This is a genomic window from Pseudomonas sp. ZS1P83, assembly GCF_054897825.1.
This window is the reverse complement of sequence record NZ_CM142706.1, coordinates 1,064,069-1,080,234: the sequence shown is the minus strand read 5'-3', so window position 1 is coordinate 1,080,234 and position 16,166 is coordinate 1,064,069. Positions and strand designations below refer to the sequence as shown.

16 protein-coding genes are annotated in these 16,166 nt (G+C 59.7%); 5 read left to right on the top strand and 11 right to left on the bottom strand.

What is annotated here, in order from left to right:
* Window position 1: 1 nt before the first annotated feature.
* From ACYZT0_RS05220 to ACYZT0_RS05190, 7 genes are all read right to left on the bottom strand, one after another.
* Window positions 2–655 (bottom strand): O-methyltransferase, encoded by a 654-nt coding sequence (locus ACYZT0_RS05220; RefSeq protein WP_462044915.1) that lies wholly within the window; start codon window positions 653–655, stop codon window positions 2–4.
* Window positions 656–670: 15 nt separating this feature from the next.
* Window positions 671–1,207: a C40 family peptidase gene (locus tag ACYZT0_RS05215; protein ID WP_462044914.1), complete on the bottom strand. Its 537-nt coding sequence runs from the start codon at window positions 1,205–1,207 to the stop codon at window positions 671–673.
* A 165-nt stretch (window positions 1,208–1,372) separates the two neighbouring features.
* Entirely contained in the window at window positions 1,373–2,023 is a 651-nt protein-coding gene (locus ACYZT0_RS05210) for a C40 family peptidase (RefSeq protein ID WP_462044913.1), read from the bottom strand.
* Between the two features lie 214 nt (window positions 2,024–2,237).
* The gene (hda, locus tag ACYZT0_RS05205; RefSeq protein ID WP_008148645.1) at window positions 2,238–2,942 is read right to left on the bottom strand and encodes a DnaA regulatory inactivator Hda; all 705 of its coding nucleotides are present in this window, start codon (window positions 2,940–2,942) and stop codon (window positions 2,238–2,240) included.
* A gap of 305 nt (window positions 2,943–3,247) precedes the next feature.
* The gene (locus ACYZT0_RS05200; RefSeq protein ID WP_462044912.1) at window positions 3,248–3,589 is read right to left on the bottom strand and encodes a hypothetical protein; all 342 of its coding nucleotides are present in this window, start codon (window positions 3,587–3,589) and stop codon (window positions 3,248–3,250) included.
* Window positions 3,590–4,048: 459 nt separating this feature from the next.
* On the bottom strand, window positions 4,049–5,122 hold the full coding sequence (locus tag ACYZT0_RS05195) for an AI-2E family transporter (protein ID WP_462044911.1): 1,074 nt from the start codon (window positions 5,120–5,122) through the stop codon (window positions 4,049–4,051).
* A 39-nt stretch (window positions 5,123–5,161) separates the two neighbouring features.
* On the bottom strand, window positions 5,162–6,220 hold the full coding sequence (locus ACYZT0_RS05190) for a DUF2066 domain-containing protein (RefSeq protein ID WP_462044910.1): 1,059 nt from the start codon (window positions 6,218–6,220) through the stop codon (window positions 5,162–5,164).
* 382 nt (window positions 6,221–6,602) lie between these two features.
* On the opposite strand from ACYZT0_RS05190, the gene purM reads away from it, so the two are divergent.
* From purM to ACYZT0_RS05175, 3 genes are read left to right on the top strand one after another with little or no spacing between them, the layout of a single operon-like run.
* The gene (gene purM / locus ACYZT0_RS05185) at window positions 6,603–7,661 is read left to right on the top strand and encodes a phosphoribosylformylglycinamidine cyclo-ligase (protein WP_133836547.1); all 1,059 of its coding nucleotides are present in this window, start codon (window positions 6,603–6,605) and stop codon (window positions 7,659–7,661) included.
* 11 nt (window positions 7,662–7,672) lie between these two features.
* A complete protein-coding gene (gene purN / locus ACYZT0_RS05180) occupies window positions 7,673–8,323 on the top strand; it encodes a phosphoribosylglycinamide formyltransferase (RefSeq protein WP_462044909.1) in 651 nt (216 codons plus the stop codon).
* Window positions 8,324–8,331: 8 nt separating this feature from the next.
* Window positions 8,332–9,045, top strand: a complete 714-nt coding sequence (locus ACYZT0_RS05175) for a DUF3108 domain-containing protein (protein ID WP_462044908.1) — start codon at window positions 8,332–8,334, stop codon at window positions 9,043–9,045.
* A gap of 64 nt (window positions 9,046–9,109) precedes the next feature.
* Here ACYZT0_RS05175 and ACYZT0_RS05170 read toward each other — a convergent pair whose 3' ends face one another.
* Both ACYZT0_RS05170 and ACYZT0_RS05165 read right to left on the bottom strand, forming a co-directional pair.
* Window positions 9,110–10,288 (bottom strand): cystathionine gamma-synthase, encoded by a 1,179-nt coding sequence (locus tag ACYZT0_RS05170; protein ID WP_462044907.1) that lies wholly within the window; start codon window positions 10,286–10,288, stop codon window positions 9,110–9,112.
* The gene (locus tag ACYZT0_RS05165; protein WP_462044906.1) at window positions 10,285–11,661 is read right to left on the bottom strand and encodes a pyridoxal-phosphate dependent enzyme; all 1,377 of its coding nucleotides are present in this window, start codon (window positions 11,659–11,661) and stop codon (window positions 10,285–10,287) included. Before ACYZT0_RS05165 ends, ACYZT0_RS05170 begins: the two co-directional genes overlap by 4 nt.
* A gap of 276 nt (window positions 11,662–11,937) precedes the next feature.
* Here ACYZT0_RS05165 and ACYZT0_RS05160 point away from each other — a divergent pair, with 276 nt between their 5' ends.
* Both ACYZT0_RS05160 and ACYZT0_RS05155 read left to right on the top strand, forming a co-directional pair.
* Window positions 11,938–12,354 (top strand): OsmC family protein, encoded by a 417-nt coding sequence (locus tag ACYZT0_RS05160; protein ID WP_462044905.1) that lies wholly within the window; start codon window positions 11,938–11,940, stop codon window positions 12,352–12,354.
* Window positions 12,355–12,415: 61 nt separating this feature from the next.
* Complete coding sequence (locus ACYZT0_RS05155; RefSeq protein ID WP_462044904.1) at window positions 12,416–13,276, top strand: pirin family protein; 861 nt, start codon at window positions 12,416–12,418, stop codon at window positions 13,274–13,276.
* Window positions 13,277–13,405: 129 nt separating this feature from the next.
* Here the strand turns inward: ACYZT0_RS05155 and ACYZT0_RS05150 are convergent, their stop codons facing one another.
* Together ACYZT0_RS05150 and htpG are read right to left on the bottom strand one after the other, a co-directional pair.
* Window positions 13,406–14,134 (bottom strand): dienelactone hydrolase family protein, encoded by a 729-nt coding sequence (locus ACYZT0_RS05150; protein WP_462044903.1) that lies wholly within the window; start codon window positions 14,132–14,134, stop codon window positions 13,406–13,408.
* A gap of 67 nt (window positions 14,135–14,201) precedes the next feature.
* Entirely contained in the window at window positions 14,202–16,106 is a 1,905-nt protein-coding gene (gene htpG, locus ACYZT0_RS05145; protein WP_462044902.1) for a molecular chaperone HtpG, read from the bottom strand.
* Window positions 16,107–16,166 lie beyond the last annotated feature (60 nt).

Sequence of the window (16,166 nt, the reverse complement as noted above, 5' to 3'; positions counted from 1 at the left end):
CTTAGCGCTTACGGCACAGGGTCAATCCATCGCCCAACGGCAACAATGACAGATCCACACGCGAGTCATCCTTCAAGGCGCGATTGAGCGCCTGGATGGCTCGGGTGTCTTCGCTCTCGGGATTTTCCTCAAGCACCCGTCCGCTCCACAGCGTGTTATCAAACACCGCCAGACCACCGACGCGCAGCAGTCGCAGGGCGTGCTCCAGATAACGTGGGTAGTTGGCTTTGTCGGCATCAATGAAGATCAGGTCGAACGGCTCTTGCTGATCCAGCAGGGCCAAGGTTTCCAGCGCGGGCGCCAAGCGTAGGTCAATCCGCTCGGCAAGCCCCGCCTCCTGCCAGTAACGACGTGCGATGGCATTGTAGTCGCCGGGAATGTCGCAGCAGATCATCGAGCCGTCATCCGGCAATGCAGCCACCATGCACAAGGCGCTGTAACCGGTGAAGGTGCCGACTTCCAGTAGACGCTTGGCGCCGGTGAGTTTCACCAGTAACGCGAGGAACTGGCCCTGCTCCGGCGCCACTTGCCAGCGAGCCATGGGCAGCGCCTGGGTTTCATCACGCAGACGCTTGAGCAGCGGCGTTTCGCGCAGGGAAACGTCGAGCAGGTATTGATACAGGGAATCGTCGAGATTGAGTGTGCGAGCGGTCATGACAACCTCTGCAATTTAGGGGTTGCGTGCCAAGTGCTCCGGTTGCAAGACGCGCTTGGCACTCAGATAGGCTTTCTGCCAGTAAGCTTTGGACAAGCTGTCAAGCTTCACCGTGCCGCCGGTGGCGGGCGCATGGACGAAGCGACCTTCGCCGACGTAGATCCCGGCGTGGCTGACCTGGGAGCCGCCATTGGTGGCGAAGAAGATCAGGTCGCCGGTTTGCAGTCCTTCCTTGCCCACGTTGGCCGCCTGCATGCTAATCATCTCGCGCGTGGTACGCGGCAGGGAAATGCCGGCGACGTCACGGTAGACATAACCGATCAGTCCGCTGCAATCGAAACCCGAATCCGGCGTGTTGCCACCCCAACGATACGGCGTGCCCACCAGGCCGAGCGCGCGGAACAATACGTCTTCTGCCTCAGGGGAGAATGCTTGGGAGGAACCGAAAACAATGGGCGCGCGAACCACCGGCGCAGGAGGCGGTGTACGGCTGGCGCAGGCGCTGAGCAGCGCTGCGAAGCACATGATTGCGAGGCGGGCCGACGTCGACATAAGGAGAACATCCTGATCTGGCTGCGGCTTTTTCTGCCGGGAGGACAGAAAAGAAAACCGCCTGCGCAGGACGCAGGCGGTTTGCCATCAATAATAGATCAGGATTCTAGCGGCTACGCGGCAAACTTCAAGTAAGACTTTAAGTTCACCTTACAAAATGTCCGCTTACTTGCGTGCCGTGACGATAGTCGGGGCTGCAGTTGGCGCCATCGCCAGTGCGCGCTTGGCTTCGATGAAGGTCTTGCTCCAATAGCTGTCGCCCAGACTATCGATCCGGACACCACCGCTGCGGCGGCTGCTGGAATGGATGAACTGGTTGTCACCCAGGTAGATCCCGGCGTGACTGACGCGGCCGCGACGGCCATTGGTGGCGAAAAACAGCAAGTCGCCAGGCTTCAGTTTGCTGCGCGAAACCAACGGAGCGTCCACGTTGATCATTTCGCGAGTGGAGCGTGGCAGGTTGAGGCCGGCTTCTTCACGAAACAGGTAACCGATGAAGCCACTGCAATCAAAGCCGGCTTCGGAGGTGCCGCCGAAACGGTAACGGGTACCGATCAGGGACATGCCGCGTTCGAGGATGCTGTCGGCCAGAACCGGAAGCTGGTACGACTTGCCGCCAGCGAAGTCTGCCAATTCTTTTTCGGTGGCCGCCTCTTCCTGTTCAAGCGCTTGCTGATAAAGAACGGAAGATTGGGCAGTAACAGAATTTTTAGCCTGCTGTTGCTGCTCTTGCTGGGACACTGGAGAGTGAGCAGCGCAACCGAACAACAGGGTGACGAATGCGAGGGGCACGAGGGGTGCAAAGCGATTTAGCATGGGCACGACCGTGGCTGATAGTTGTAAAGAAGGCGAGACTATGCCCGCTATCAACCTCATTTGCAAATTCAATCGATCTTGATGTGACTTATCGGTTTCTCGTTTACATCTAAGCGCTTAAGTCCGTTTTAGACGTTGGCGCAGCCTGCAACCCCGCAGGAAAGCTGGATTCTTGACGCCTGAAATATGCCAAAACCCGCGACAGGCTTGGGTTTTACCAGCCTAACGTTTCTTTCAGAAAGGGGATCGTCAGCTTGCGCTGAGCTTGAAGGGAGGCCTGATCGAGGCGTTCAAGCAGCTCGAAAAGCGCGCTCATGCTGCGCGTACCGCGGGTCAAAATGAAATGCCCGACTTCATCGGTCAAGTGCAGACCGCGACGAGATGCGCGCAGTTGCAAGGCACGCAATTTGTCTTCGTCGGAGAGCGGACGCATCTGAAAGATCAACGCCAACGTCAGACGGGATTTGAGGTCCGCCAGCTTCACCGGCAGTTCGCGCGGGGATGTCGAAGCGGCGATCAGCAGGCGTCGACCGCTGTCACGCAGACGATTGAACAGATGGAACAGCGCCTCTTCCCAATCCGCCCGACCGGCTACCGCCTGCAAATCATCCAGGCAGACCAGTTCGTACTGTTCGAGGTTGTCGAGGATGGCGATGCCACGATCAAGCAGCTCGGCCAACGGCAAATACACCGCTGGCTCACCCAGTTGTTCGAAGCGCAGGCAGGCCGCCTGCAACAAATGCGTACGCCCTACCCCGTCCTTGCCCCAGAGATAAATCAGGCTTTCGGTCCAGCCGGCGTCGGCTTCGCATAGCCGCTCGACATAGCCGAGTGCAGCGGCATTGGCGCCTGGATAGTAATTGATAAAGGTAGCGTCATCACGCAGACGCACACCTAGGGGCAGCTGAATCGGTTTCATGCTGACTGAACAGTTCCAAAGGAACCGTTAGTGGCCTCTGTGTAAAGTTTGCGAAGTTTATACCCGTGAAGCTGACCGCACAATGCGACAGACCACAAGCAAAATCAAAGGTTTGCGTTAACACACTGGTTTTATGACAGTTTCTTTGCCGGCGCATGTGACAGCCGCGCGAGGGATTTGGGTCAACCTGGCGTTGAACCAGGCTGCCCGCGACGCGTGATCAGAGCCCCTTAAAGCTTAATGCTGTTCACTTGAGGTTGGGTACATATCCGTTTCTGCGGTCACGGCGGCTTATGGTTCCGCTTTTACAGCGGGTCACTTGGAAAAGCGCCAAGTAACCAAACGCTCTCGCCCCTGACGTACGGTGCCTCGCCTAGGCTCGGCATGCCCTCGCTCCGGTCCTGCTCCGTGGGCCCGCCGCCATCGGCCATCCATGGCCGGGGGCGGCTACCGCGGCATCCTTGCCGCGGTGCCCACTGCGCAGAACCTGCGCTCGGCCTTCCGACGGGGCAGATCAAGATCAAAAGCCAGAGCCAGAGCCAAAGCAACAGCAACAGCAACAGCAACAGCAACAGCAACAGCAACAGCAACAGCAACAGCAACAGCAACAGCAACAGCAACAGCAAGATCAACAGCTTCGCGAGCAAGCTCGCTCCCACATAAAGCAGATCAGCGTACGGCTTTCGCTCTTCACCACTCAACAGGCCGAGCGTTAGCTCGCCAGCAGTTTTTGATCTTGATGCACCGCCCCCTCGAGAGGCCGAGTGGAGGTTCTGCGCAGTGGGCAACCCGGCATGGATGCCGGGTTAGCCGCCCCCGGCCATGGATGGCCGATGGCGGCGGGCCCACGGAGCAGGACCGGAGCGAGGGCATGCCGAGCCTAGGCGAGGCACCGAACGTCAGGGGCAAGAGCGCTTGGTTACTTGGCGCTCTTCCAAGTGACCCGCTGTAAAAGCGGAACCATAGGCGGCCGTGACCGCAGCAACGGATATGTACACGATCAACAAAAGCCAGGTCGGCCGCCTCGCTTTTGCGCTTGATCCACCGCCCCATCGCTACGCAAGTGTGTGCCTGGAAACATCGAGCTTAAGTGAACAGCATTACCCTTAAAGCTCGGGCTCATCAACACCGCTGTACATATCCGAATCTTTATACAAATCATGCACATGGCGCACTAGAACCATGATCACCGCCGCCACCGGCAGCGCCAGCAGCACACCGGTAAAACCGAACAACTCACCCCCTGCCAAAATCGCGAAGATCACCGCCACCGGGTGCAGACCAATCCGGTCGCCCACCAGCAATGGCGTCAACACCATGCCTTCCAGCGCCTGCCCGACCATGAACACCGCGACGATACCGATCATGGGATACAGATCGCCACCGAACTGGAACAACCCGGCTACCAAGGCCGCACCAATCCCGATGACAAACCCCATGTACGGCACGATCGCCGCCAGACCGGCAATCAAACCGATCAACAGTCCCAACTCCAGCCCGACCAGCATCAGGCCCGCCGCGTAGATGACGCCCAACGCCACCATCACCAGCAACTGTCCGCGCACGAACGCACCCAGCACTTCATGGCATTCACCCGCAAGGATCACAACGCGCTCTTCGCGATCACGGGGCAGCAGGCTGCGGATCTTGGCCATCATCAGGTCCCAGTCTCGCAGCAGATAGAAAGCCACTACCGGGATCAGCACCAGATTCGCCAGCAAGCCAATCAATGCAAGGCCGGAAGCCGTTGCCTGACTCAGCACCACACCGACAATGTCGGTGGTCTGGCCCATGTGCTCGCTGATCGCAGCCTTGAGTTTGTCGAATTTCCAGAAGCCATCCGACAACCCGAACTTCGATTGCGCCCACGGCAGGGCGGTGTGCTGTAACCAGTCGAGCATCTGAGGCGCCAGTTCGTACAAGCGAAACAGTTGCTTGGCGAGCATCGGCACCAACACCAGCAGCAATGTCGTGAAAATCAAAGTAAACAGCGCGAACACCGCCACCACGCCCCAGGTCCGCGACAGCCCGGCCTTCTCCAGCCGATCCACCAATGGATCGAACAGATAAGCCAATAGCAGCGCCACTAGAAAAGGCGTCAGGATCGGATGCAACAGCCAGACAAACGCGCAGAGCAGGATTATCCCGCCCAACCAGAACCAACGCCGCGTATCGGCCATGTACAACTCCCTATGCATCTATATAAAGAAAAAAAACCGTTACCAACGGAATCGCAACTGCGGCACAGGTGCCGGAGTGGGCGCTACTACCGGCGCCGAACCCTCGGCCGGCTGAACCGGTGCGACTGGCGCCGGCGCTTCACCGGCCGGAACCTCCTGCAACTTCGCCAGTGACAATTGCGCCTTCAATTGCTCGGCGCTGCCATTGACCCGGTAGAGAATCCGGTCACCGTCGACACTTTGCAGACGCGCACCAAACGGCTCCAGCAAACGCCCCAGCGCCGCGTAGTGCTCCAGATTCATGCCCTGCACTTCGAGCAATTGTTCGCCCGAAGCACCTGGCTTGACCACAAACCGCGGCGCCAGCCGTTGACTGACCGCCAGCATCACCGCATCGGCCACAGCGGCCTGATCCGCGCCCTGAACACTGCCCGCCTCCTTCTTGTCACCCAGCCACAACTGCCACTTGGCTTGCCACTGGCCGCCCTCTTCACGGGCATGCACCGCGAGCAAAGCGTCAGCGTTGTAACGCTCCGATGCCCCGCGCAGTGGCGTTGCATCCGCACTTTCCAGAGTTGGCGCAGTGGCGACAATCTGCTCATTCAGATCGGCCAGCGGCAGGCGCAGCGGCAGACCACGGTGTTGCGCCGCTCGACGCAGCGGTGCAGCACTGGCCTGGCCATCGCCCACCAGGCTCGAACCCTCGGTGGAATCGTTCAACCACCAACTGAGTATCGATGGCCGGTTCGCCCCCCACAGAGACAGCCCGGCGCGGCGCAACGCTTGCTCGGTGGTGGCCGGGTCGAAATCGACTTTCAGCACTTCCGGTGGGCCGGCGTCAAAGCCGTACTGACTGATGATCTGCTGCGGGTCCTTGCGCAATGCCGCCAACCCCGGGCTTTGCGCAGCCTTGGGATCACCGGTCAGACGCAACACCAACGTATCCAGCGCTTGCTGGGTCGCCTGATCGCGTACCTCAGGGGATTGACCACTGACAGGCTGTCGCACCTGATACAGGTTTTTGACGGTCTCGGCATGACTCGCCAGGCTGACCAAAGACAAACAGCCCGCAAACAAATATTTAGAAAAAAAACGCATGGAGGATTCCTGACGACAAGAGCGGCTGGAACAGGCCGCGTGAACCAGATTGAGCAAGGCTGTGACCACGCCCCCAAGCAAAACATTCACCCGACCCCGGTAAGTTTTTGCACTGTCATAACGATAGACGGTTAATAGCGATACCTTATACAGCCATGAAGGATGCGGCCAACACGGGCAATAAAGGTTTTTTTAAGCCGATATGCCCCTGCCGTCGGCGTGAGGATGGCCGCTGCCCCTCAAGCCTGATAAAATCGCGCGCCTTCGCAGACCGGCAACAGCCGGGCACTCTGAAATATGCGCTTGGCAATCGCCTTCGTCAGTTTCGGTGGTCCCACTGGACTCGGTCGTTACCCCTGAATCCCCCCTAAAGGCCTGGATCATGAGCAAGCAACCCTCCCTGAGCTACAAGGACGCCGGTGTAGACATCGACGCCGGTGAAGCATTGGTCGAACGCATCAAGAGCGTCGCCAAGCGCACTGCGCGCCCGGAAGTCATGGGCGGCCTGGGCGGTTTCGGCGCCCTCTGCGAAATCCCGGCCGGCTACAAGCAGCCCGTACTGGTTTCCGGTACCGACGGCGTCGGCACCAAGCTGCGTCTGGCGCTGAACCTGAATAAACACGACAGCATCGGCATCGACCTGGTTGCCATGTGCGTGAACGACCTGGTGGTCTGCGGCGCCGAGCCGCTGTTCTTCCTCGACTACTACGCTACCGGCAAACTCAACGTCGAAACCGCGACCCAGGTCGTGACCGGCATTGGCGCTGGCTGCGAACTGTCCGGCTGCTCCCTGGTCGGCGGCGAAACCGCTGAAATGCCTGGCATGTACGAAGGCGAAGACTACGACCTGGCCGGCTTCTGCGTCGGCGTCGTGGAAAAATCCGAAATCATCGACGGTTCGAAAGTCGCTGCCGGCGATGCCCTGCTCGCCCTGCCGTCTTCCGGCCCGCACTCCAATGGCTACTCGCTGATCCGCAAGATCATCGAAGTGTCCGGTGCCGACATCGAAAACATCCAGCTCGACGGCAAACCACTGACCGACCTGCTGATGGCCCCGACCCGTATCTACGTGAAGCCGCTGCTCAAGCTGATCAAGGACACCGGCGCCGTCAAAGCCATGGCCCACATCACCGGTGGTGGCCTGCTGGACAACATCCCGCGCGTTCTGCCAAAAGGCGCTCAAGCCGTGGTTGACGTCGCGAGCTGGACCCGTCCTGCCGTGTTCGACTGGCTGCAAGAGAAAGGCAACGTTGACGAAAACGAAATGCACCGCGTGCTGAACTGCGGCGTCGGCATGGTCATCTGCGTTGCTCAAGAGCACGTTGAAACTGCGCTGAACGTTTTGCGCGAAGCCGGCGAGCAACCTTGGGTCATCGGCCAGATCTCCACCGCTGCCGAAGGCGCGGCTCAGGTTGAACTGAAGAACCTCAAGGCACACTGATGCAAGAGCGGATGTCCCAGACCTGTGATGTGGTGGTGCTGTTGTCCGGCACCGGCAGTAACTTGCAGGCCTTGATCGACAGCACGCGCACCGGCGACAGCCCGGTCCGCATCGCTGCGGTTATTTCCAACCGCGCCGACGCCTACGGCCTGCAACGCGCCAGGGACGCGGGCATCGACACCCGCACCCTGGATCACAAGGCTTTCGAAGGCCGCGAAGCCTTCGATGCCGCGATGATCGAATTGATCGACGCTTTCAACCCCAAACTCGTGGTACTGGCCGGCTTCATGCGCATTCTCAGCGCTGATTTCGTGCGCCACTACGCGGGTCGCCTGTTCAACATCCATCCCTCGCTGCTACCCAAATACAAAGGGTTACACACTCATCAGCGCGCACTGGAAGCTGGCGACACCGAGCACGGCTGCTCCGTGCACTTCGTCACCGAGGAACTCGATGGCGGACCACTGGTCGTACAGGCAGTAATACCGGTAGAGTTGCACGATTCGCCGCAGAGTCTGGCGCAGCGAGTTCATACCCAGGAACACCTGATATACCCGCTGGCTGTACGCTGGTTTGCCGAAGGTCGTTTAGCACTCGGCGAACAAGGTGCTTTACTGGATGGAAAGTTACTAGCGGCCAGCGGCCACTTGATTCAAACCTAGGAGATTTTATGCGTCGCGCCCTGCTCTTCGCTTGCGCTCTGCTCGCACTGCCTTTTGCGCAGGCTGCAGAACTTCAACCTTTCTCCGCCAGCTACACCGCTGACTGGAAGCAGTTGCCCATGAGCGGCACCGCTGAACGCAGCCTGACCAAGCAAGCCAATGGCGCCTGGAAGCTCAGCTTCAAGGCCTCCATGATGATCGCCAGCCTGACCGAAGAAAGCACCCTGACCCTGGACAAGGACACACTGCTGCCGCAGTCCTACCACTTCGAACGTGGCGGTCTGGGCAAAGCCAAGAAAGCTGACCTGGATTTCGACTGGACCAACAAAATGGTCACCGGCACCGATCGCGGTGACACGGTCAAGATCCCGCTCAACCGCGGCATGGTCGACAAATCCACTTATCAGCTGGCCCTGCAGCACGACGTGGCCGCTGGCAAGAAAAGCATGAGCTATCAGGTCGTCGACGGTGGCGAAGTCGATACCTATGACTTCCGCGTGCTGGGTTCGGAAAAAGTCGACACCAAGGCTGGCCAGATCGAAGCGATCAAAGTCGAGCGCGTGCGCGACCCGACACAAAGCAAGCGCATCACCGTCCTGTGGTTCGCCAAGGACTGGGATTACCTGCTGGTTCGTCTGCAACAGGTTGAAACCGACGGCAAGGAGTACAACATCATGCTCCTCGACGGTACGGTCAACGGCAAGGCTGTCAAAGGCAGCTAATCCGGAGCGACACGAAAATCCGGAATCCGATGAGGATTCCGGATTTTTTTATGCCCGCTGTCATTCAAATCTGCGCCAGCGCCTGGGCCAGGTCGGCGCGCAGGTCTTCGACGTCCTCGACACCCACTGACAAACGCACCAGCGCATCGCCGATGCCGAGCTGCGCGCGAGTGCCTGCGGGGATGCTGGCGTGGGTCATGATCGCCGGGTGCTCGATCAGGCTTTCCACCCCACCCAGACTTTCGGCCAGGGCGAAGATCCGTACACTCTCGAGGAAACGCGTGGCGCCCGCCAGGTCGCTGTTCAGATCGAGGGAAATCATCCCGCCGAAACCGCGCATCTGCCGCTGCGCCAGTTCGTGCTGCGGGTGCGACGGCAGGCCCGGATAATAGACGCGCGCCACCTGCGGCTGACGCTCCAGCCATTGCGCCAGATCCAGCGCGTTATTGCAGTGGCGTTCCATGCGCAGCGCCAGGGTCTTCACGCCGCGCAGGGTGAGGAACGCGTCGAACGGCCCGGCGATAGCGCCTACTGAGTTCTGCAGGAAGCCCAGACGCTCCGCCAGGTCTGCGTTTTTTCCGGCGACCGCGATACCGCCGATCACATCGGAGTGGCCGTTCAGGTACTTGGTGGTCGAGTGCAGCACGATGTCGAAGCCAAGCTCCAGCGGGCGCTGTATCCAGGGGCTGGCAAACGTGTTGTCGGCCACACAGATGATGCCTCGCGCGCGACAGATGCGCGCGACAGCGGCGAGGTCCGTCAGGCTCAGCAAGGGATTGCTTGGCGTCTCGACCCAGACCATCTTCGTGTCGGGCTGCAGTGATGCTTCGAATCCCGCCAGGTCAGTCAGATCGACAAAGCTGAAGCGATGCCCGGCGCTGCGTTTACGCACCTTATCGAAGAGTCGAAAGGTGCCGCCGTACAAATCATTGCCAGAGACGATGTGCGAGCCCGCGTCGAGCAGCTCGAGCACCGTGGAGATCGCCGCCAGCCCGGAGGCGAACGCGAAGGCTTGGGTGCCGCTTTCGAGGTCCGCGACACAACGCTCCAGCGCAAAGCGCGTCGGATTGTGCGAGCGTCCGTAATCGAAGCCCTTGTGCACACCGGGGCTCTGCTGCAAATAGGTGGAGTTGGCGTAAATCGGCGGCATCAGCGCCCCAGTGGAAGGGTCGGGCGTCTGCCCGGCATGGATCACACGGGTGGCGAAGGCGCGGGGTACAGCGGTTTCATCGTGCTGACTCATGCTAGGGATCTCCGTAAGTGATTGATCATGTCGACTCGAGTGATCAAGCCATGGAAGCCCGAGGCGTCGGCGATGATCGCCACCAGCCCACGGTCGAGCTCCGCCCGCAGTTCAGCCAGGCTGGCGCCGGGAGGCAGGGTTTGAAGCTTATCGGTCATCGCGCTGGACACGCTCGTGCGAAAGTGCGAAGCATCTTCTTGCATGCCAAGCAGAATATCGGACTCGTCGATCACGCCAACCAGCCGCTGTCCGCCCTCCAGTACCGGCAGTTGCGAGACATCAGCCAGGCGCATGCGCTGAAAAGCGGTGAGCAGCGTGTCGTCCGGGCCCACGCTGATCACCCGGCCATCCTCGAAGCGTCGCGAGATCAGGTCGCGCAGATCGCCGTAATGTTTGTACTGCAGCAGGCCCTGATCGTTCATCCACTGGTCGTTGTAGACCTTCGACAGGTAGCGGGTTCCGGTGTCGCAGACGAAGCTGACGACCCGCTTCGGCTCGGTTTGCTCGCGACAGTAACGCAGCGCCGCCGCCAGCAGTGTGCCGGTCGAGGAACCGCCGAGAATGCCTTCGGCGCGCAGCAGTTGGCGGGCATGATCGAAGCTTTCCTCGTCGCTGATCGAGTAGGCGTGGCGCACGCTGGACAGGTCGGCAATCGACGGAATGAAGTCCTCGCCGATGCCCTCCACCGCCCACGAACCGGGCGTGCCCAAGGTGCCGCTGCGGCTGTATTCAGCCATCACCGAGCCGACCGGATCGGCCAGCACCATGGCCAGGTTCGGTTGCACGCGGCGAAAGAAGCGGGTCAGCCCGGTCAGCGTGCCGGCCGAACCGACGCCGACGACGATGGCGTCCAGATCATGCTGAGTCTGCGCCCAGATCTCCGGCGCAGTGCTGCATTCGTGGGCCAGCGGGTTGGCCGGGTTGTTGAACTGATCGGCGAAGAAGGCGTCGGGAATGTCCTGCGCCAGCCGCGCAGCAACGTCCTGGTAATAATCGGGATGACCCTTGCCGACATCGGAGCGGGTGATGTGCACCTCGGCGCCCATCGCCTTGAGGTGCAGGACCTTCTCGGTGGACATCTTGTCCGGCACCACCAACACCACCCGGTAACCCTTGGCACGGCCGACCAACGCCAGGCCGAGGCCGGTGTTGCCGGCGGTGGCCTCGACGATGGTGCCACCGGGTCGCAGGCGGCCATCGCGCTCGGCGGCGTCAATCATCGCCAGGCCGATGCGATCCTTGATCGAACCGCCGGGGTTCTGCGATTCGAGCTTGAGGAACAGCGTGCACGGGCCAGTATCGAAACGGCTGACGCGCACCAGCGGCGTATTGCCAATCAGTTCGAGTACGGCGGGACGGGAGTCAGTGGGCATGTCGTCACCTCGCTACGCAAATTAGCACTGGATGGACAGCAACCGGCGGCGAATCATCGCGCGCCAGTCACAAGCAAAGTCTCGCTTGGACCATAGGCCGGGATGGCGCCACCCGCAACTTGCACAGCCAGCCGGTCGTGTCGCCCGAACGACAATGCCCGCAGCCGCAACCTGGTTCAGCCTGTAAGAAAGTGGAACGTGTATCCGTAGGAATGCTCTATAACTTCAAGGTCTTTTTTGATCGAATGATTTTTCCTGTTGCCTACGAGGTTTCCCATGACTGTCACCGTCAACACCGTCTCCGCCGAAGGTTTTCGTCACAGCGTCCAGATCGATGACCACGAACTCTTTGCCGACGAACCGACATCCGCCGGCGGCGAAGGCTCGGCGCCCGAGCCACACGATTACTTCGACGCAGCCCTGGGTGCCTGCAAGGCCCTGACCCTGAAGATGTACGCGAAGAAGAAAGACATCCCGCTGACCGGTGTCACGGTCGAAGTCAAACGAGACAACAGCGAAGAGCAGAAGGGTAAATATGCCCTGCACGTCAAACTGACACTCAAGGGTGTGCTCACCGACGCCCAGCGCGATGAGCTGCACCGCGTGGCCGACCGTTGCCCCGTCCACAAGCTGATGACCACCACCGAGGTGAGTATCGAAACCCATCTGGCCGAAGGCGCTTTCAGCCAATAGCGGCAAGGGCTGTGCAGGCGGGTTATGCTCCACGCGTCACCCGCTTAGCCTGGAATACACCATGAACACTGCGCTCGTGATCCGCCCCCGCACCGAAGATGTCGAAGGCCAGCCGATTCTTCGGCCGCTGCCGTCCGCCAAATGCCGCAGCGTCGGGCCTTTCGTGTTTTTTGACCACATGCTGCAAACCCGTTATCCGGCTGGTAAAGGCATGAACATCCGACAGCATCCGCACATTGGTCTGTCCACCCTCACCTACTTGTTCGAAGGGCAAATCCAGCACAAGGACAGCCTCGGCTCCGATCAAGTGGTGGACGCCGGTGATGTCAGCTGGATGACTGCAGGCAGCGCGATTGCCCACGTCGAGCGCACGCCTGAGGCGTTGAAGGACAAGGGCTTCACGATGCACGGTTTACAGATTTGGCTGGCCTCACCGAAAGATAAAGAGCACGGTCCCGGACACTACAGTCACCATCCGGCGGCCACGCTGCCGGTCAGCGATAACCTTGGGGTGAAGATCCGGATGATTGCCGGGTCAGGCTTTTGCCTGGAATCACCGGTCCCGGTGCTTTCTCCTACGCTGTATGCCGAATTGAACCTGCAAACGGCGACGACGCTGCTGATTCCTAACGAGCATGAAGAGCGGGCGTTATATGTCCTGGACGGCGAGGTGCAACTGGAGGGCGAGCTGATAGAACCGCATTCGCTGGTGGTGTTGCCGGTTGGGGAAGAGATGACGCTGTTCGCAGAGAGCGACTGTCATGCCGTGCTGTTTGGTGGGGCGCCGCTGGATGGGCCACGGCGGATCAACTGGAATTTTGTGGCGAGTGATCCGGCGTTGATCGATGAGGCTCGTCGGCGCTGGGCGGCCGGGGATTGGCCGACGGTTCCGGGGGAAAGCGAGCGGATAGAATTACCCTAATTTGCATCGCCTGTGATCGTTCCCACGCTCCGCGTGGGAATGCAGCCCGGGACGCTCCGCGTCCCTGCCGAAGCGGACGCAGACCGTCCATTGAAGCATTCCCACGCAGAGCGTTGGAACGATCAACGGTTAACCTTTAAACACTTCATCCAGCAAATTATGCATCGACGTAAACGCACGCCCCGCCGTCTTCGCGTCATACATCATCATGCCCGGCACATTGGCATGCGGATCGGTGAAGGAATGCACCGCGCCACCGTAGCTCAACAGTTGCCAATCCACGCCCGCCGCATTCATTTCTTCTTCAAACGCCGGCAGTTGCTCTTTCGGCACCAATGGGTCGGATGCACCGTGCAGCACCAACACCGAGCCTTTGATGTTTTTTGCGTCCGCCGGATTCGGCGAATCCAGCGTTCCGTGAAACGACACCGCAGCTTTCACTGGCGCACCGGTACGAGCCAGATCCAGGGCGCAGCAACCGCCGAAGCAGAAACCAAAGGTTGCCAGTTTCGAGGCATCGACCGCCGCTTCGTCCTGGATTTGCAGTTGATCTAACGCTGCTTGCATGCGTTTGCGCAACAACGGGCGGTCATGCTTGAGCGGCATCATTGCGGCACCCGCCTCGTCGCCGTTCTGCGGACGGACCGACTGGCCGTAGAGGTCCGCGATCAACACCACATAACCCTTGGACGCCACGGACTTGGCGATCTCCTCGGCACCGGCGCTGACACCCATCCAGTTCGGCGCCATCAACAACCCCGGACGCGGGCCTTTATGGTCAGCGTCGAAGGCGAGACGGCTTTCATACGACTGGCCATCAATCTGATAAACGACGGAACGAACAGTGATTTGGCTCATGACTCACTCCCAGTAAAAGACACCAGAATAAAAAAAACCCGCCGAAGCGGGTTTTTGTACAACGCAGTTAAACCGACAGTTCAACCAACAGCTTGTTGAGACGGCGCACGTACGCCGCCGGGTCTTTCAAGCTGTCACCGGCTGCCAGGGCCGCCTGATCGAAGAGAATGTGCGACAGATCGCCAAAGCGCTCATCGCTCTGCTCGTTGTCGAGCTTCTCGATCAGCGGGTGAGCCGGGTTGAATTCAAAAATCGGCTTCGATTCCGGAACCTTCTGACCGCTGGCTTCCAGGATCTGACGCATCTGCATGCCCAGGTCCTGCTCGCCGATGGCCAGAATCGCCGGGGAATCGGTCAGACGGTGCGAAACCCGCACTTCAGCAACGGAGTCGCCCAGTGCAGTTTTCAGACGCTCAACCAGACCTTCTTTGGACTTGGCAACTTCTTGCGCGGCTTTCTTGTCCTCTTCCGAGTCAAGGTTGCCGAGGTCCAGGTCACCGCGAGCCACGTCGACAAAGCTCTTGCCGTCGAAGTCGCTGAGGTAGCTCATCAGCCACTCGTCGATGCGGTCGGTCAGCAGCAGCACTTCGATGCCTTTCTTGCGGAAGACTTCCAGGTGCGGGCTGTTTTTGACTTGCGCATAGGTTTCGCCGGTCAGGTAGTAGATCTTGTCCTGACCTTCCTTGGCGCGAGCCAAGTATTCGGCCAGACCCACCACTTGCTCGCCTTCTTCACCGTTGGTCGATGCGAAACGCAGCAAGCCAGCGATTTTCTCTTTGTTGGCGAAGTCTTCTGCCGGGCCTTCTTTCATGACCTGGCCAAAGTTTTTCCAGAAGCTTTTGTATTGCTCAGGCTCGTTCTTCGCCAGCTTTTCCAGCATGTCGAGAACGCGCTTGGTCAGCGCCGACTTCATGGAATCGATGATCGGGTCTTTCTGCAGGATTTCCCGCGACACGTTCAGCGACAGGTCGTTGGAATCGACCACGCCTTTGATGAAGCGCAGGTACAGCGGCAGGAACGACTCGGCCTGATCCATCACGAACACGCGTTGCACATACAGCTTCAGGCCTTTCGGCGCTTCACGCTGGTACAGATCGAACGGAGCACGGGCCGGCACATAGAGCAGCGAGCTGTATTCGAGCTTGCCTTCGACCTTGTTGTGGCTCCAGCTCAGCGGGTTCTCGAAGTCGTGAGCGACGTGTTTGTAGAACTCCTGGTATTCCTCGTCCTTGACCTCGGTACGCGGACGGGTCCACAGGGCGCTGGCGCGGTTGACGGTTTCCCATTCAACGGCCGGTTGCTCTTCGCCTTCGACGGCTGCCACTTCTTTCGGCAACTCGATCGGCAGCGCGATGTGGTCGGAGTACTTCTTGATGATGTTGCGCAGGCGCCAGCCATCGGCGAATTCGTCTTCAGCCGCCTTCAGGTGCAGGACGATGCGGGTGCCGCGCTCGGCTTTCTCAACGGTGGCAACCTCAAAATCGCCTTCACCCTTGGACGACCAGTGCACGCCTTCGTTGGCAGCATCGCCGGCACGACGGCTGAACACGTCAACTTTGTCGGCGACGATGAATGCAGAGTAGAAACCCACACCGAACTGACCGATCAGGTGCGAGTCTTTTTTCTGATCGCCGGAGAGATGTTTCATGAAATCGGCAGTGCCGGATTTGGCGATGGTCCCCAAGTGGGTGATCGCCTCTTCTCGGCTCATGCCGATGCCGTTGTCTTCGAGGGTGACGGTTTTAGCGTCCTTGTCGAAGCTCACACGGATTTTCAGCTCGGCGCCACCTTCCAGCAACTCAGGCTTGGACAAGGCTTCGAAACGTAATTTGTCTACAGCGTCAGAGGCGTTCGAGATCAATTCGCGAAGGAAAATTTCCTTGTTGGAATACAGCGAATGGATCATGAGGTGCAGCAGCTGCTTCACCTCGGTCTGGAAGCCCAGGGTTTCCTTTTGAGTTTCCACACTCATGGTCATCAAACTCCAATCAGATGGCAGTGGCCGCGACCTTCAGGGTCGACGGCGGGTTGT

What these genes read in the sequence shown, in the direction of transcription:
- ACYZT0_RS05165 (WP_462044906.1), bottom strand. Translation starts at nt 11,661, where the DNA reads ATGCCCACTGACTCCCGTCCCGCCGTACTCGAACTGATTGGCAATACG.
- ACYZT0_RS05160 (WP_462044905.1), top strand. Translation starts at nt 11,938, where the DNA reads ATGACTGTCACCGTCAACACCGTCTCCGCCGAAGGTTTTCGTCACAGC.
- htpG (WP_462044902.1), bottom strand. Translation starts at nt 16,106, where the DNA reads ATGAGTGTGGAAACTCAAAAGGAAACCCTGGGCTTCCAGACCGAGGTG.
- ACYZT0_RS05175 (WP_462044908.1), top strand. Translation starts at nt 8,332, where the DNA reads ATGCGTCGCGCCCTGCTCTTCGCTTGCGCTCTGCTCGCACTGCCTTTT.
- hda (WP_008148645.1), bottom strand. Translation starts at nt 2,942, where the DNA reads ATGAAACCGATTCAGCTGCCCCTAGGTGTGCGTCTGCGTGATGACGCT.
- purM (WP_133836547.1), top strand. Translation starts at nt 6,603, where the DNA reads ATGAGCAAGCAACCCTCCCTGAGCTACAAGGACGCCGGTGTAGACATC.
- ACYZT0_RS05210 (WP_462044913.1), bottom strand. Translation starts at nt 2,023, where the DNA reads ATGCTAAATCGCTTTGCACCCCTCGTGCCCCTCGCATTCGTCACCCTG.
- ACYZT0_RS05190 (WP_462044910.1), bottom strand. Translation starts at nt 6,220, where the DNA reads ATGCGTTTTTTTTCTAAATATTTGTTTGCGGGCTGTTTGTCTTTGGTC.
- ACYZT0_RS05215 (WP_462044914.1), bottom strand. Translation starts at nt 1,207, where the DNA reads ATGTCGACGTCGGCCCGCCTCGCAATCATGTGCTTCGCAGCGCTGCTC.
- ACYZT0_RS05195 (WP_462044911.1), bottom strand. Translation starts at nt 5,122, where the DNA reads ATGGCCGATACGCGGCGTTGGTTCTGGTTGGGCGGGATAATCCTGCTC.
- ACYZT0_RS05150 (WP_462044903.1), bottom strand. Translation starts at nt 14,134, where the DNA reads ATGAGCCAAATCACTGTTCGTTCCGTCGTTTATCAGATTGATGGCCAG.
- ACYZT0_RS05170 (WP_462044907.1), bottom strand. Translation starts at nt 10,288, where the DNA reads ATGAGTCAGCACGATGAAACCGCTGTACCCCGCGCCTTCGCCACCCGT.
- ACYZT0_RS05220 (WP_462044915.1), bottom strand. Translation starts at nt 655, where the DNA reads ATGACCGCTCGCACACTCAATCTCGACGATTCCCTGTATCAATACCTG.
- ACYZT0_RS05155 (WP_462044904.1), top strand. Translation starts at nt 12,416, where the DNA reads ATGAACACTGCGCTCGTGATCCGCCCCCGCACCGAAGATGTCGAAGGC.
- purN (WP_462044909.1), top strand. Translation starts at nt 7,673, where the DNA reads ATGTCCCAGACCTGTGATGTGGTGGTGCTGTTGTCCGGCACCGGCAGT.